Annotated in this window: 15 protein-coding genes; 11 read left to right on the top strand and 4 right to left on the bottom strand. The window is 49.7% G+C overall.

What is annotated here, in order from left to right:
- Positions 1-54: 54 nt before the first annotated feature.
- Positions 55-654, bottom strand: a complete 600-nt coding sequence (gene rpsD / locus KJS63_RS03110; RefSeq protein WP_213617900.1) for a 30S ribosomal protein S4 — start codon at positions 652-654, stop codon at positions 55-57.
- A gap of 456 nt (positions 655-1,110) precedes the next feature.
- Here rpsD and KJS63_RS03105 point away from each other — a divergent pair, with 456 nt between their 5' ends.
- From KJS63_RS03105 to KJS63_RS03085, 5 genes are all read left to right on the top strand, one after another.
- Entirely contained in the window at positions 1,111-3,111 is a 2,001-nt protein-coding gene (locus KJS63_RS03105) for a diguanylate cyclase (protein WP_213617899.1), read from the top strand.
- A gap of 123 nt (positions 3,112-3,234) precedes the next feature.
- Positions 3,235-4,077, top strand: a complete 843-nt coding sequence (locus tag KJS63_RS03100; protein ID WP_213617898.1) for a hypothetical protein — start codon at positions 3,235-3,237, stop codon at positions 4,075-4,077.
- A gap of 94 nt (positions 4,078-4,171) precedes the next feature.
- A complete protein-coding gene (locus KJS63_RS03095) occupies positions 4,172-5,287 on the top strand; it encodes an aminopeptidase (protein ID WP_068616728.1) in 1,116 nt (371 codons plus the stop codon).
- Between the two features lie 81 nt (positions 5,288-5,368).
- Positions 5,369-5,614 carry an HPr family phosphocarrier protein gene (locus tag KJS63_RS03090; protein ID WP_068616730.1) on the top strand — a complete coding sequence of 82 codons (246 nt, stop codon included), beginning with the start codon at positions 5,369-5,371 and terminating at the stop codon, positions 5,612-5,614.
- Between the two features lie 185 nt (positions 5,615-5,799).
- Positions 5,800-6,087: an Fpa/YlaN family protein gene (locus KJS63_RS03085; RefSeq protein WP_068616732.1), complete on the top strand. Its 288-nt coding sequence runs from the start codon at positions 5,800-5,802 to the stop codon at positions 6,085-6,087.
- Positions 6,088-6,162: 75 nt separating this feature from the next.
- Here KJS63_RS03085 and cax read toward each other — a convergent pair whose 3' ends face one another.
- Positions 6,163-7,233 carry a calcium/proton exchanger gene (gene cax / locus KJS63_RS03080; RefSeq protein ID WP_213617897.1) on the bottom strand — a complete coding sequence of 357 codons (1,071 nt, stop codon included), beginning with the start codon at positions 7,231-7,233 and terminating at the stop codon, positions 6,163-6,165.
- Between the two features lie 214 nt (positions 7,234-7,447).
- Here cax and KJS63_RS03075 point away from each other — a divergent pair, with 214 nt between their 5' ends.
- A complete protein-coding gene (locus KJS63_RS03075; RefSeq protein WP_068616734.1) occupies positions 7,448-7,810 on the top strand; it encodes an Asp23/Gls24 family envelope stress response protein in 363 nt (120 codons plus the stop codon).
- Between the two features lie 156 nt (positions 7,811-7,966).
- On the opposite strand, the gene ftsW is transcribed toward KJS63_RS03075, so the two are convergent.
- Together ftsW and KJS63_RS03065 are read right to left on the bottom strand one after the other, a co-directional pair.
- Complete coding sequence (gene ftsW / locus KJS63_RS03070; RefSeq protein ID WP_213617896.1) at positions 7,967-9,208, bottom strand: putative lipid II flippase FtsW; 1,242 nt, start codon at positions 9,206-9,208, stop codon at positions 7,967-7,969.
- A gap of 9 nt (positions 9,209-9,217) precedes the next feature.
- Positions 9,218-9,559, bottom strand: a complete 342-nt coding sequence (locus tag KJS63_RS03065; RefSeq protein WP_068616738.1) for a YugN family protein — start codon at positions 9,557-9,559, stop codon at positions 9,218-9,220.
- A 178-nt stretch (positions 9,560-9,737) separates the two neighbouring features.
- Here KJS63_RS03065 and KJS63_RS03060 point away from each other — a divergent pair, with 178 nt between their 5' ends.
- The 5 genes from KJS63_RS03060 (at position 9,738) to KJS63_RS03040 (ending at position 15,562) form a co-directional block, all read left to right on the top strand.
- On the top strand, positions 9,738-10,916 hold the full coding sequence (locus KJS63_RS03060; protein WP_213617895.1) for an amidohydrolase: 1,179 nt from the start codon (positions 9,738-9,740) through the stop codon (positions 10,914-10,916).
- A 121-nt stretch (positions 10,917-11,037) separates the two neighbouring features.
- The gene (locus tag KJS63_RS03055; protein WP_213617894.1) at positions 11,038-12,768 is read left to right on the top strand and encodes a DNA repair helicase XPB; all 1,731 of its coding nucleotides are present in this window, start codon (positions 11,038-11,040) and stop codon (positions 12,766-12,768) included.
- Entirely contained in the window at positions 12,753-14,726 is a 1,974-nt protein-coding gene (locus tag KJS63_RS03050) for a helicase-associated domain-containing protein (protein ID WP_244862498.1), read from the top strand. The genes KJS63_RS03055 and KJS63_RS03050 overlap by 16 nt, the downstream gene beginning before the upstream one ends.
- Positions 14,727-14,813: 87 nt before the next feature.
- On the top strand, positions 14,814-15,254 hold the full coding sequence (locus KJS63_RS03045) for a YlbF/YmcA family competence regulator (protein WP_213617892.1): 441 nt from the start codon (positions 14,814-14,816) through the stop codon (positions 15,252-15,254).
- 44 nt (positions 15,255-15,298) lie between these two features.
- Positions 15,299-15,562, top strand: coding sequence for a YlbG family protein (locus KJS63_RS03040; RefSeq protein ID WP_068616746.1), 264 nt, complete (start codon positions 15,299-15,301; stop codon positions 15,560-15,562).
- Positions 15,563-15,768: the final 206 nt, after the last annotated feature.

Genomic DNA, 15,768 nt, shown 5'->3' with positions numbered 1-15,768 from the left:
CATAGAAAAAGCCGGCCGAGGTCTGGAAGACCTGGCCGGCTTGTTGTTTAAAGATTAACGGTTGTAGAACTCGACGATTTGCTTCTCATCGATATCCTGAGACAATTCGGAACGCTCAGGAAGACGGATGTATTTACCTTCGAGGGAAGTATCGTTGAACTCCAGGTAAGCTGGAAGGTGAGTACGGTTTTCCAAAGCTTCTTTAACGGAGGAAAGACCGCGGCTTCTTTCGCGAAGGCTGATGACGTCGCCAAGGTTCACGAGGTAAGAAGCGATGTTCACTTTCTTGCCGTTAACAGTGATGTGTCCGTGGGAAACCAACTGACGGGCACCAGCACGGGAGTTAGCGAAACCAAGACGGTATACAAGGTTGTCCAAACGGGATTCCAGCAAGAACATGAAGTTTTCACCGGCAATACCTTGCATTTTGTGGGCTTTAGAGAACAGAGTGCGGAACTGCTTTTCGCCCAAACCGTACATATGACGAAGTTTTTGCTTCTCAAGAAGCTGAGCTCCGTAGTTACTTACTTTTCTGCGTTGGTTAGCGCCGTGCTGACCCGGAGGGAAAGGACGCTTCAAATCTTTGCCTGTGCCGCTCAGGGAAATGCCGAGACGACGGCTGAGTTTAAATTTAGGACCTGTGTAACGTGCCATTGTATAGTAGACTCCTTCATAAATGGAATTTTAGGTGGGGCTACACTTGCGCCGGTTTTGTTTGTCGGGCGGGGGGATAGATGATAATATCCGCTCTACTGACAGAAAAGTTCAGCCGCTGTCCAGTCAGCAACAAAATCCGTGAGGGTGACACAATATTACGCCCTAATGTAAGACTCTATCCAGTCTTTATCAACAATAAATATTATATGAAGTTCGTATATAAAGTCAAGGTGTAGTTTTTGTTCGAAAAAGAAGGTTTTTGTCGATAGGGCTTTCGCACCAAAAATGCAGGACAAAACCGTGGAATTATGATGCAAAATAGTGTTATTAATAGTAGAATACAAATATACATGATTTTCCTAAAATTACCCTTTTAAAATAAGTTTCTTTATTTAGCATACAACAAAAGGTTACCATTAAGCCGACGGATACGCGGTGCAGAAGGAGCCCCCTATGGCAGAACACCCACGAGAGGACCCGGTGATCAGCAGCTTACCTTCCCAATCTCCTGAACTGAACCCTCAATTGAATGAACTCGCATGGCTGGAACAGCTTGACATCACAACTTATGATTTTCCATACATACATTTTCTGTTAAAGTCCGCTTTTCGGGACTGGCTATCGGCTGCGTCTACGCTGCAAGCCGGAGGCCGGGCCTTGTGGCTGGTTGGGGACTGGACGGCAGAGCTTCTGCAAGCCGAAGGTGATCCCGAGCTGAACGAGTGGATAGAGGGTATAAATAAAGCAATGCGCTTAAGTCTGGAATCGGGGAAGATTACCACGGTCAAACTGTTTGAGGACGCTGCGCAAGCACATGAGATTACGGCAGCAGCAGTTCCCGTACGTACAAGAAGCAATGCCGAAATATTTGCGTTTATAGGATGCATCATGCAGGGAAATGATCAAGATATTGCTTTTGGGAACCGGATCTTGGGAATTGCAGAGCGTCATTTTGTCACATGCTTTTACCGGAGATTTGAGAATACATTCTTTAAGGATCTATTGACTCTGCAAGAGCAGGCCAAACGTGAGACATTTAGGCGCTCATTTCTGGTTGAAGTAGTACAGCGGCTTCATGACAAAATTGATGTGGACGCAGTGCTTAATGAGGTGCTGGACAGTATTATCAGTGTCTATCCGAACGTCCGCTTGGAAATCCTGATGTCCCAGGATCATCAGAGTACAAATCCCAGGGTGAAGCCTCTTCAGCTTCAAGGGGAAATGGACAGGCTCTGTGTCCAAGCTTTTATGGAAGGAAAGCTCCTCCGGAATGCATTTTTGAGTGAAGAAGGAACCCAGTACCTTGAGATTGCTGTTCCGCTTAGCGGAAAGCAGGGGGTTTATGGCGTTTTTCATATGTATATTCCTTCAGAGCATTTTGAAGAGGCGGACATCCAACTCGTCGGCATGCTGGCCGATACGGCAGGAACCGCTTTTGAGAATGCCAAGCTGTATGAGCAGTCCAATCTGCTTATTGATGAGCTTCGCCTAATAAATGAATTAACACAGCAATTAAGTCAAAGCCTCCAGCTTAAGGAGGTATTCAAATTCGCCACCGAGGAGCTCCTGCACATCTTCAATGCCGAGTATTGCTGTATCTCCCAGCTTGATAAGGATAAGGATTTCTTTGAGATGGTATCCACCAATGTTCCTTCGCTCAGTAAGGAGATTTTTCCAAGAGATTATGGCTTCTGCGGCTTGGTCTATGCTACCAAAGAGCCTGTCATTCTTTCCGATTACCACAGCTATGGAAGGGTGTACTCCAAGCTGATGGAGGAGACGGGATCGAACTCCATGATTGGAGCCCCTCTCCTGATCCGGGGGGAGGTCAGCGGAGCGATCCTGCTTTCACATACCCGTCCGCATTTCTTCTCCTATGAGAATTATAAGCTGCTGCAGGTGCTGGCCACCCATATCGGCCTTGCAATTGCAAATGCTTCCCTTCATGCTGAAGTTCGGCGGATGGCCAACAGGGATATGCTGACCGGTCTTTTCGCCCGGCATTATCTGGACGATAAACTGCTTGAATTTCAGCGCAGGGAAGCCAGGGGTTCTCTTATTGTTGTAGATATTGATAAATTTAAGCAGGTCAATGACACATACGGTCACCAGATTGGGGATAAAATTCTGAAGCAGGTGGCGGTGATTATTCAGTCCTCGGTCCGCAAGATTGATCTTTGTGCCAGATGGGGCGGCGAGGAGCTGGCGATTTACCTGCCAGGCATGGAGCTGGAGGATGGCTACCGTGTGGCCGAGGCGATTAGGGAGAAGGTGGCTGCTGAGACGACTCCGCAGGTTACGGTATCGTGCGGAGTATCGGAGTGGAACCGCAAGGATGAGAAGATCAGCGTGGAGTCACTCTTTTACCGGGCGGATATGGCTCTGTACCGTTCCAAAAACAATGGACGAAACCAGACTCAGATCGGTGAAAGTGATAACTTGCAGTCCAACTGAAGCACGACCCGAAAGGACACCAGAGCGGTGTCCTTTTTTATATTGGTCTTTTTCCGTATAACTTGTCTTTCGCAGGAGAGATTAGGATTAAGTGTATACCTTATACGGAAAGGCGGCGTAGCTATGTTTACATATCTTGAAAAAGGAAGATTCCTCCCGCTCCTACTGACTTGTGCGCTTCTTGGGGCCTGTGGGATATCCGGTCCTAAGACGGCTCAGGACTGGTTTGAGATGACGTGGGCCGGTCTAGCCGGGAGCGACACGATGAATTTTCAAGGAAGGGCGTCCCTTCTTCGGGATAACCAGATCCAGGAAGAAGGGAATATTGCCTTTTCCGGACAGCTGCAGAATCATCAGACGCTTACGCTCAAGGCTGAGCCGTCACAGGCAGGGAGAGGGCAGAATCTGGCAATGGCCGGGCTGGGAAAGGGAGCCGAGCTGGCTACTTTCCAGCTTAAGGGGCGGAAATGGGTGATGCTGGATCGCACTGAGCGCAGTGCCAGTCCGCTGCCAAGGACATTGAACCGGATTAACCCGCTCGCCCAGCTGGAAGAGATTCACGATACTAAGGCAAAGACGATTCGGCTCGAGAGTGGTGCAGCCCGGGGGACCAAGATGCTTCGGATTGAACTATCTCCCGATGAGGCCAAGGCGCTGCTTCGCAGGCAGCTTACCGAGGAAATGGACAATATTTTGGCGGACTGGAAGCTACGAGCGGCGGGACTTGCCCTTTCCCGGCCTGAACTGGATGCGCTCACCCGGCAGGTTGAAGATACCTGGAGCAAAGGAAAGAAGGACATGACACATAAGCTGGATATTGCTCAGGTCAGCTCGGTATATCATCTGACGATTGATAACAAATCGGGGCTTCCCAAGCGGCTTACTTCCAGCAGTAAGGTTACTTACCCAGCCAACAGCGGCATGAACAAACCGGAAGTATTTATGGCGGATTGTCATTTTCAATGACGAGGCATAAGCTGACTTCACAGAGTCAAAATGCTACAATATAAAGGATTCGACCATTGTTAAATTAAATGCAGCTTAAGAGGAGGAACCAATTTTGCGTGATCCAAGAATCAACCAGCTGGCTCAAAATCTTGTAGGTTATTCCGTAAATGTTCAACCAGGGGAGAATATCCTGGTGGAGATGATCGGAAGCGAGCGTGATCTGCTGAACGCTATTGTGGAGGAGATCGGTAAAAGAGGCGGTAATGCTTTTGTACAGCTCACCGACAGAACCGTTCAACGGGCCATGTTGAAATACGGGAATGAAGAGCAGATTAGAACCTGGGGAGAAATCGACCTGCACCGTATGAAGCAAATGCAAGGATACATCGGAATTCGGGCCGGCGAGAATGTTAACGATCTGGCGGATGTGCCTGAAGACAAAATGAAACTGTATAACTCGTTATACTCCCACCTTGTACATAGTGAGCAGCGTGTCAAGCATACCAAGTGGGTTGTGCTGCGTTACCCGAACGCCAGCATGGCGCAGCTTGCGAATACGAGCACGGAAGCCTTTGAGGACTTCTACTTCTCTGTGTGCAATCTGGATTACGCGAAGATGGACCGGGCACAGGATGCACTTGCCGAGCTGATGAACCGTACGGATAAAGTGCGTATTGTAGCGGAAGGCACGGACCTGCAGTTCTCGATCAAAGGGATCGGGGCAATCAAATGCTCGGGTCAAAACAATATCCCTGACGGTGAGGTCTACACCGCTCCGGTTCGCGATTCGGTTAATGGAACCATAAGCTTCAATACTGCAAGCCTCTATAACGGCGTAACCTTTGAGAATATCAAATTCCGTTTTGAGAACGGCAAAATTGTAGAAGCTTCCAGCAACGACACGCCGCGCATTAATGAGATTCTGAACACGGATGAAGGGGCGCGTTATATCGGTGAGTTTGCCATCGGATTTAACCCGTATATTCTGCACCCGATGAAAGACACCTTGTTCGATGAGAAGATTGCGGGCAGCTTCCATTTCACACCGGGGCAGGCATATGAAGTGGCCGATAACGGCAACCGTTCTTCCATCCACTGGGATCTTGTGCAGATCCAGCGTCCTGATTATGGCGGCGGAGAAATCTACTTCGACGATAAGCTGATTCGCAAGGACGGGATCTTTGTACTTCCTGAGCTTGAGGCGCTAAATCCGGAGAACCTGAAGTAAGCCAGATTTGTCCTTGATTGGTAAGCGGATTCAAGGTATCATTAACATATATTTAATCCACTTAAAAACGGAGGATAATCTATGGCGAACAACAATGCGGCGATTGTGGAGATAGCCCAGACAGCAGGAAAATTCACGTCTTCAATCGTTCTTCAAGCTGAAAACAAGTATATTGATGTAAAGAGTATCCTGGGACTTTTTACTACTTTGGTTAGCTCCGAAAGCTATGAGCTTCATGTTCATGGACCTGATGCGGAAGAGGCAAAAGCTGCGGTATCCGAAGCTTTCGCGAAGCACGGTCTGAAGGTGCATGTAGTCGAAGAATAGTCTTAAGAACGCACTCCCGCCAGCAAGCGGGGGTGTTTTTTATTATTAAGAAGGCTTCTGCTCTTATTTAACGGCGTTTATTTCGTGGGGTTCTTGTATTGGGAATCATTTTCGACTAATATTAAAGATAGTGATATGAATTGGACTATATAGACTGATGATTGTACACAGGGGGGGAATATTGCATGACTTCATCTGATTTGCAGGAGCAATTGAATTTGAAAGCACTGAGTCTTTTGCAAGAAGACGCAGATAAAATAGAGAAGCTGATTGAAGTACAGATGGAGAACCTGGCCACGCGATACTGCCCTCTATATGAGGAGGTTCTTGATACCCAAATGTTTGGATTCTCCAAAGAGGTTGATTTTGCAGTCCGGGCCGGTCTTGTGAATCCTCTGGTCGGCAAACAAATTCTCAGCAAGCTTGAGCGCAATCTGGCTGTCTTGTATGAGGCCTTGAATAAGAAGGAATAGCTTCTTCTCCATAGAAGCATACCAAAAAAGCGTAAGCCGGCTTGGCCGGACATACGCTTTTTTTATTGCTGCATTTTATACGAGATAGAAGGATACACCCAGTATTCCGTATACGGCCAGCAGAAGCAGCCCTTCATACCAGTTCGTTGATCCGTCTTGGGTGATGGATTTCGCGATAAATACGGATACGCCAATTGCGGCAAGCTCAATAACCGTGAACACAATGTCCATAGGACGGCCCAGCAGATGGCTGACAAAGATCAGAACAGGCGCCACGAACAGCGCGATTTGCAGACTGCTTCCAATAGCTATTTCCACCGAAGCCCCGATTTTGTTCTTCATAGCCAGCATGATCGCTGCGCTGTGCTCTGCGGCATTTCCTACAATAGCAACGACAAATGCGCCGACAAAGATTTCGCTTAATCCGAATTTTGCTGTAAACGTATCAAGCGTATCAACCAGCCATTCACTGACGAGGGCAACCATCACGGTGGCGACAATCAGATACAGAATGGACTTGCCCTTGGACCACTTCGGCTCATGTTCATGTGCCAACTGTTCCTCATTGTCATCTGTGACGTCAGCCAGATAATCTTTATGAGTAATCATAGAGAACACCAGCCAGAGCAGGTAAGCGACAATCAGGATACCGGCTACAACGAGACTAAGCACACTTTCGTCCTCTTTCTGAAGAGCGTGGGTGTTGAGGAAGATAGCCGGTACGAACAGGGCGATAATGCCTAGGATCATCAGGGAGCCGTTAAGTCCGGCCAATGAAATGTTAAAATTCTGGATTTTGTATTTCAGCCCCCCGGCGAAGAGGCTAAGCCCGAGTACAAGCAGCAGGTTTCCGATAATCGAACCTGTAATGCTTGCCTTAACAATTTCAAATTGCCCATTGCTCACAAGCAGAATGCCAATGATCAACTCGGCCGCATTGCCGAACGTGGCATTCAGGAACCCACCCAGGCGTTGTCCGGCATAATGGGCTACACTTTCGGTGGCTTTCCCCAGGAACCCAGCTACAAATATGACCGCGATAGCAGAAATAATGAATTGCAGCGTAGGGTTCCAGTGGCCGTAATGCCCGATAGCGCTAAGGAGAAACGTAATGATGAGCAAGCTAGGAAACCAGATTTTTTTCAAACAAGACACCTCAACTTTATGTAATTTGGTATAGGCTTATAAGAGTACAACAACAATATAACCATTATTGTACCCCATATAAACGGCAGTTGATGTACAGCCCCTTAGTCATTCCGTATTATATACGGAAGATGGAAGAATGGTCTATAGTTGCTTTCCAACACGGCACACATTACAATTGAGAAATAATGAGAAATTTGGAGGTGGAATGACCATGACCGAGCAGCTGCAGCTTGAACTAGGGACCATTCGAATCTCGGATGATGTCGTTTCTAAAATTGCGGGCATGGCCGCGTTGGAAACTCCAGGCATCGCCGCTATGAGCGGAGGATTATCAGAAGGCTGGGCTAAGCGCCTTAGCGGTAAGAACGTTCAAAAGGGAGTTACGGTAGAGGTTGGCCAGCTGGAAGCTGCGATCGATCTTAGGATTATCGTACTGTATGAAACACCGATCCACGAGGTATGCCGTATGCTTCAACAGAACGTGCGGGTTGCGGTAGAGAGCTTGACCGGGCTCCATGTTGTGGAAGTGAACGTTAAAGTGGAGGGAGTAGCTTTCAAGGACGATGAGGCTTAGAACTGCTCCCCGCCCTAAGCTTAACCCTTACATAACGATACTCTAATTTGAACGGTGTATAACACAAAAAGAGACAGTTCCCTCCACGGATTAACCGCGGCTTGGAACCGTCTCTTTTTGTTATTGACAACGGAATTGGGTAAAACTAGCGTTATGTTAACGTGTATAAGTCCTTTTGCGCGGCCGATCCGGTATAGTCGCCTGTTTGACAACAACCGATTTGGTCCGTTCCTGGGGCACCGGCACATTGGCCTGCCTTGAGATGCTGAGCACAATCCCCATACTTGCCATCATAACCATCAGAGAGGAGCCTCCATAACTGATAAATGGCAAGGTTACGCCAGTGATAGGGATTGTGTTGGTTACCCCGCCAATGTTAATAAAAGCCTGGATGGCGATAAGCCCCATAATTCCAACACCGACCAGGGTTCCAAATGTGTCGGGACAGCGGACGGAGACAAGTATTCCCCTCCATATGAAATAAATATAGAAGAGCAGGAACAAAAAAGTCCCAATGAATCCGAATTCCTCGCCAATTACGGAAAAAATAAAGTCATTATATGGATTCGGAAGGTAATGGAGCTTCTGGATGCTCTGGCCGAATCCTGTACCTGCTGCCCCGCCATGACCAATGGCAATGAGGGACTGTACCAGGTTATAACTCACTCCTTGGGGATCATGAAGCGGATCCAGGTAGGCCTGGATCCGGCCTGCCTTATAATTATGGCTTGCCTCGGCACCGCTCAGCTTCTCGAATAGAAACTGGGCGCCAAGCACAATGCTGGCCCCGAGGATGAGCAGTCCGATAGAGCCTAGAATATGCTTCAGATTAGCTCCTCCCGCGAATATAACCAGCCCGGCTGTAGCGACGAGAATGAGGCAGGAGCCGAAATCCGGCTGAAGCATGATCAGCCCGGCAACGAAGCCCACGATCATCATCACCGGAATATAACCGGTTCGCAGGTCGCGGAACCGCTCCCCTTTCTTCGAGATCAGGGCAGCCAAGTAGAGAACGATGGTGATCTTGGCGAGCTCGGAAGGCTGAATCCCAAAAGAACCGACACCGAACCAGCTTCTAGCTCCGTTTACATTGTTCCCTATATAGGGGACAAGCAAAAGCATAATTAAAGTAACTATGAATACCGGTACAAACAATTTCTTGTATCTCGCATAAGGTATGTTCATAGTAACGAACATGCTAATCAGTCCGAGTCCGCCGAACATTAGTTGTTTCTTAGTGAAGTACATGGCGTCATTGTTGAATTTGGAATTAACGATAGAGATGCTGGAGCTTGAACTGAACACCATGACCAGACCGAAGCCCACCAGTAGCAGGGTGAGTATGAGCAGTTGAAAGTCGGGCGTCCCTTTTCTGGACTGGGTTTTGTTATCACTCATAGCCGGATGTTAGGCCTCGAGCAGTTTCTTAAGTTCGGTCAGCTTCTGGTTGGCTTTGCTCAGAACATCGGATGGGATTGGGGATTCATACTCAAGCCCATGCGGGAAAGTGGCACGGCCCATATATACGGCTTCAATTGCAAGCACGGCATCGGGACGTTCCAGCTTACCTTCCACAGCACGTGTATTGATGCGCAGGAAATATTCGTTATTGTTATCTTCTATTTTATAATCATATGTAGCACGGTAGTATTCCCACTGCCACCGGATAAAACCTACTTTCTCGGCGGATTCATCCAAATAAGCGAGATCGCTCTTAATTCCGTCCAAACCAGTGTTTTCAAAAATCATTGGGTCATAGTCCTCCCTTAACATACTGTATATTCATTCATGATAGTATGTTTCCGGGAGTTGTGCAAGCACTCTAAGCCCTGTAATGAAAACACTTTCCGTAAGGATCAGGCGTCTATGATACAATGATAGAAGCTACCGGCCAGGCAGCGTAACCATGCGAAGGAAGTGTCATTTTATGAAGGATAGGGATTTAGTAAATTCACTGTATCCGCTAATGGTGGAGAGGCGGCGTTATCTTCATCAGAATCCGGAGCTGTCTTATAAAGAAGAGAAAACTTCGGCCTACGTAGCCGCTATTCTTACCAATCTCGGCCTCACAGTCAGAACCAATGTGGGGGGCTATGGGGTAATCGGAGAAATTAAAGGCAGCTTCCCGGGAAGAACCGTTGCCCTGCGGGCGGATATGGATGCATTGCCGATCCAGGACGAGAAAAGCTGTGCTTATGCGTCGCGCCTGCCTGGTGTTATGCATGCGTGCGGACATGATGGACATACCGCCGTTCTGCTGGCTGTTGCCGAATACTTCATGAAGATCAAGGATACGCTTCACGGGTCGATTCGGCTGATCTTCCAGCCAGCTGAAGAGGTGTGTCCTGGAGGGGCCGCAGCGATGATCCGGGAAGGCGCAGTTGACGGCGCTGATGTAATCTACGGCGTTCATTTGTGGACGCCAATCCCAGTAGGAACGGCAGCCTCTGCACCAGGTCCGCTTATGGCCTCCACGGACGAGTTCTTTGTGGATATGCAGGGGCGGGGAGGACACGGAGGCATGCCCCATGTCGCTGTAGACAGCGTGGTCGCTGGAGCTGCTCTTGTGATGCAGCTTCAGTCCATTGTGAGCAGGTCGGTCGATCCGCTCGACCCGGCCGTGATTACTGTGGGTTCGATTCAGGGAGGAACGGTACAGAACGTGATTGCGGAGCACTGTCTTTTATCTGGAACGGTCAGATGCTTTAATGAAGAGACAAGGCATTTAATCCGCAGACGGATTGAGGAAATGGCCGAAGGCACCGCTAAAGCTTATGGCGCTGAGGCCGTGGTGGATTATGTCATGGGATATCCACCGCTCGTGAACCACGAAGATGAGACCGGGCGCTTTTTCCGGGTAGCCGGGGAAGCCTTTGGGCTCCGTGCCGAGCTGTCTCCTAAGATTATGCCTGCCGAGGATTTTGCTTATTATGTGAAGAGGATCCCCGGATGTTTTGTGCTTGTAGGAGCGGGGAATCCTGAGAAAGGGGCTGTATATCCGCACCATCATCCCAAATTCGACATTGATGAGGATGCGATGCTCTATGCGGCAGGTCTGCTGATTACGATGGCCGAATCCTATCTGGAGGAGAAGAAGCGCGAATAATTTTGGCGTTATTTGGAATTCTAACTTAAGAAGCAAGGAGCCCGCAGAGCTTGCGGGCTTTTTTGGCATTGTGCCATGTTGGCCAATTTCAGGGATAAATCAGCTAAGGGGTGTTGATCAGATGGAAGGAACCGGAGCATGCATCGTACAAAGGGACTTTACAGTGCTGCTGGAAAAGGACCATCCTGGCTTTGAATCCGCCAGATTGGAGCTGTCCAGGTATGCTGAGCTGCTGAAGAGCCCGGCTTCTTTTCATACGTACCGACTTACTCCGTTGTCTCTCTGGAATGCGGCGGCCTCCGGAATGACTAAAACGGAAATTATGGATAGCCTGAGCACGCTATCCCGCTTTAAGGTGCCGGATCAGGTGCACCAGAGCATGGATGTGTGGTTAACCCGGTACGGTAAATTACGGTTACGCCGCAATCCGGATGACATAACCACGCTCATCCTGCAAAGTGATTCCGAATATATGAATGAAATCAGAAAGTATCCTTCTATCAGAGGTTTGCTGATGGAATTTACCGGCGGGGTCAATGGTTCGTGCCTTCTTGCAGCCCGGCACCGCGGGGCTGTCAAGCAGGAGCTTACACGGCTCGGGTATCCTGTGCTGGATGAGGTGGGCTATCACGATGGGAACGACCTTCGCTTCTCCCTAAGGACCCGCACTGCCGGGGAAGACGGCTTCACCCTCAGGCCTTATCAGCGGGAAAGCGTGGATGCATTTGCCGGCAAGGGAGAGGAATCTGATGGCGGAAGCGGGGTGCTCGTTCTGCCCTGCGGGGCAGGCAAGACGGTCATCGGTCTGGCTGCCATGGAAAGACTGCAGTGTGAGACGTTGATCCTAACGTCTAATGTAACCTCAGTAAGGCAGTGGATTCATGAGATGCGAAGCAAGTCGACTCTTCTTGAAGAGCAGATTGGTGAATATTCAGGGGATAAGAAGGAGGTCCGTCCTGTGACGGTCTCCACCTATCAGATTCTGACTCACCGCAGCAGGAAAGAAGAGACATTTAAGCATATGAAGCTGTTCAATGAACGCGACTGGGGTCTCATTATTTATGATGAGGTGCATTTGCTCCCGGCCCCGGTATTCAGAGTGACCGCAGATATTCAAGCGACCCGCAGGCTTGGGCTAACCGCAACGCTGGTCCGGGAAGACGGCTGTGAGAAGGATGTGTTCTCTCTGATTGGCCCCAAGCGGTATGAAATGCCTTGGCGGGAGCTGGAACAGGCGGGCTGGATCGCCGAGGTAAAGTGCACCGAAATCCGGATTTCGCTTCCAGAGCCACTGCGTAAGCAGTATTTGCTGGCTGAAGGGAAGCACAAATACAGAATAGCGGCAGAGAACCCGGCCAAGCTGGCTATTGCTAAGCGGCTGCTGCAGCGTCATACGGGCAAGCCGGCGCTGATCATCGGCCAATATCTTGACCAGTTGACTCAGATTGCGGCTGAATTGGAGGCTCCCCTTATCACCGGCAGATCAGGGCAGCAGGAGCGGATCGATTTATACCGGGGCTTTCAGCGTGGAGATATTCCAGTTCTGGTTGTATCCAAAGTAGCCAATTTTGCTGTCGACCTCCCGGATGCCGCTGTAGGCATCCAGGTATCTGGCAGTTATGGCTCCAGGCAGGAGGAAGCCCAGCGTCTTGGCAGGCTGCTGCGACCCAAGGCGGGAGACAACCGGGCTTTTTTCTATACATTGGTTTCTGACGAAAGCAAAGAACTGGCCTTTGCCCTGCGCAGACAGCTGTTTCTTATCGAACAAGGTTACGAATATACCGTTCGTGAATATTCAGAAGATGATTTCGCTGGAAAGGAGGCCGATTGGGCATCGTGCATTCAGATGTGATGAAGTGGAACTTGGCATCTGGCAGATTGCCGGAAGCCGGAGAACAGACGCTTTTGGCGATTGTGCGCAGCTTTGCGGCCCTGCCATTTACGCTGGAGCAGCTTGATAAGCTGGCAGGACCCGAGATCAGCGGTGCTGAACTGCGGGCGGGCCTGATCACGCTTCGAAAAGCCGGGGTTCTGAGCGCAGTCAGGAAATCTTGGGGCGAGCGGCTGTACTATTTAACCGGAGAAGTCCTTGCGGGACTTCAGGATCAGCTGCTGGGCTCTCTACAACAAGAGCAGGGCGAGATGAGTATTGAACGGTCTGCGGGTGACGGGATGGAGAATGATTTATTCCGGATATTGGTCTGGATTGGCAAACACGGCCTTCCGGTTACCGCGAAGGGCACGATTCACCAGAAGGCCAGGGGCAAGCTTGCCGGTCTTACAAGGCTGGCTTCTGTCGATTTGGACAAGCTTAGGCTTCACTATCCTCACCGGGATGTATATTCAGCTGAAATTGCCGTCCTGCTTGATCTGCTGCTGGGGCTTGGACTGGTGACAAGACGAGACAACTTTGTCCTGGAGGAGGATACACTGGCTGAGTGGCTTGCCTTAAGCCCGGATGCAATGCGGACTGTTATCTACGGTCAGGTCCTTTCCCGTTATATCCCATCTGATCCGAATTTGCAGCAGTACGCCTATTCGCTTGGATCGGCAAGGCTGCAGGAAGGCAGCTGGTATCTGCTTCAGAATATTCTAGACTGGCTTCATGGGAACAAGCTGATCGCAGCCAAGACCAAGATTACAGAGGAGCAGGAAGATTTCATGACCGGCTGGCTGAATCTGCTGTGCGGCCTCGGTTTTATGGATTTGGGGGCCAATACGGAAGGGAAGCGTGCATTCCGGTGGCGAGTGAAACCGGGGAGAACTGGGGCAGAATTCGATCAAGCATCCGGGAGTGAAACAGCCGGCGGCCCAAACCTGAATCAACCGTCTGCCCGAATGAGTGGAATTTACGTGCAGCCCGATTTCGAAATCCTTGTACCCGAACACACACCATATACAATCCGGTGGGAGCTGGAAATCTGCTCAGAGTTCGTTTCGTATGACGTCATGTCGGTCTATCGGCTTAGCCGATCTTCTTCGACAGAAGCGCACAACCACGGACGGACACCGGAGGATACGTTAGCATTTCTGGAACAAAATGCTGCAGCGGGGGTGCCCGAGAATGTACAGGCAGCCCTTAAGATGTGGGACAGGGAGATGGGGAGAACAGCCATTGAGGAACATGTTCTTCTCAGATGTAGGGATTCCGAAGCGGCTGAGGCGATTGCCGCTCACTTTGCGGGCAAACTTAAGCTTGAGAGAATCGGTCCGTTGAATTTCATTGTTCCTAAGGAGGAACTGGAGCGTGTTAGAAAGGGGCTTATGCAGCTGGAAATGTCTCCGGGCATGTCTGCAGCCGATGACGAGGCCGGGATGCCTGCCCGGGGAATATACCCGAAGCTGGAGCAGAATCAGTTGGCAGGAAGCAGCACATGGTCCGGGCGGAGAAGACGAGACACAGCGGAAGCCACCGGAAGTCCGGGCGGCCTTCCTGCTAAACGTGAGGTCTGCCAAGGTTTGATTGTGTCTGGAGCCCCTGTTCATATTTATGAACAGGATGGGGCTTTCCCATCTCCTGAAGAGCTGTTCCCGGGCATGGAAGAAGTCCCGGCAGGCTGGCTCAAGGAGATGAGGAACTATCATCCCTCCACCTCGAAATCCCTGATCCGGCAGGCGCTGGCCTGGAAGACAAAAATCCTGCTGCGTTTGAATGGAGAGACCGCAGAGTTCTTGCCGCAGAGAATCTTTGAGCGTGATCCGTGGACTGCGGAGCTGCAGAAACTTCCCGGAGGGGAGGTTGTGGAGCTCACACCAGCAGCGTGGGAGGCTATCCGGCTTGAGCTGCCCAGTATCATCTTCAAGACCTGAGGTTAACTCTTCTTATGGTGACCCGTTTATGATATATTAGTTATGTCTACCCAAGTGTAGAACACTTATAGAATTGGGATGAATTTCATGAGCGTATCCGAGAAGAAGACGGTTGATATGGCCGAAATGCTTACTTACGCCTATGAATTAGGCGATATGATTAATAGCTCGACCTGTGTTGCGGATTATTTGTATTGGAAGCAGCAGGTCGAGAAAGATACAGAGGTGCAGGCACTAGTCAAGAAGCTGGCAGCCAAGAAGGAATTATTCGAAGAGACCCAGCGGTTCGGTCACTTTCATCCGAATTACCATGAAGCGATGGAGCGGGTGGCCGAAGTGGAGCGGGAGCTTGAGCAGCATGAGTCGGTCAGCCGGTTCAAGCAGGCCGAGAAGGAGCTTGACGAGCTTCTGCACCAGATGTCAGAGACCATTGCTTACGCGGTGTCGGACAGCATTAAGGTTCCGAGCAACGATCCGAACCCGAAGGGCGGCGGATGCGGCAGCGGAGGCAAATGCAGCTGCGGCTAGGAACTTGAATATTTTGGCGGGAGAAAGAGGGGCGAAGGTGCGCTATGTTTCAAGAACGTACAGGCTACATTATTTGGGTAAGTGACTTGAAAGCAGCCAGGAACCTGGACAAGTACGGCAATGTGCACTATCTGTCCAAGCGAATGCATTATGTGGTGATGTATGTAAATGCGGACCGGGCTGAGGATATTATGAAGAATGTCCGCAAGCTTTCTTATGTAAGGAAGATTGAACGTTCTTACCGGAACGAAATCAAGACCGAGTATACGAAGGATGTGCCTGATAAAACCCAGTATTACGGTTTATAGTCTAGGATTGACCATCTTGTATTGCTGTTTTGATCCCTCAAGTGCAGATACAGTATCTTTTGATGCTGTGTCTGCACTTTTTGTTATTGCAAAAATGAAAAAAATGTTTTTTGACTTCATTTTGTCTAAAATGATATATTTTGTCTTGATATATATTGGACCGAAAGGTCTCCCAGAGCGGTTTTTTTAGCCCCAGCGGGGTGCTG

Source organism: Paenibacillus sp. J22TS3, assembly GCF_018403205.1.
Lineage (GTDB): Bacteria > Bacillota > Bacilli > Paenibacillales > Paenibacillaceae > Fontibacillus > Fontibacillus tuaregi.
This window is presented reverse-complemented; position numbering and strand designations above follow the sequence as displayed.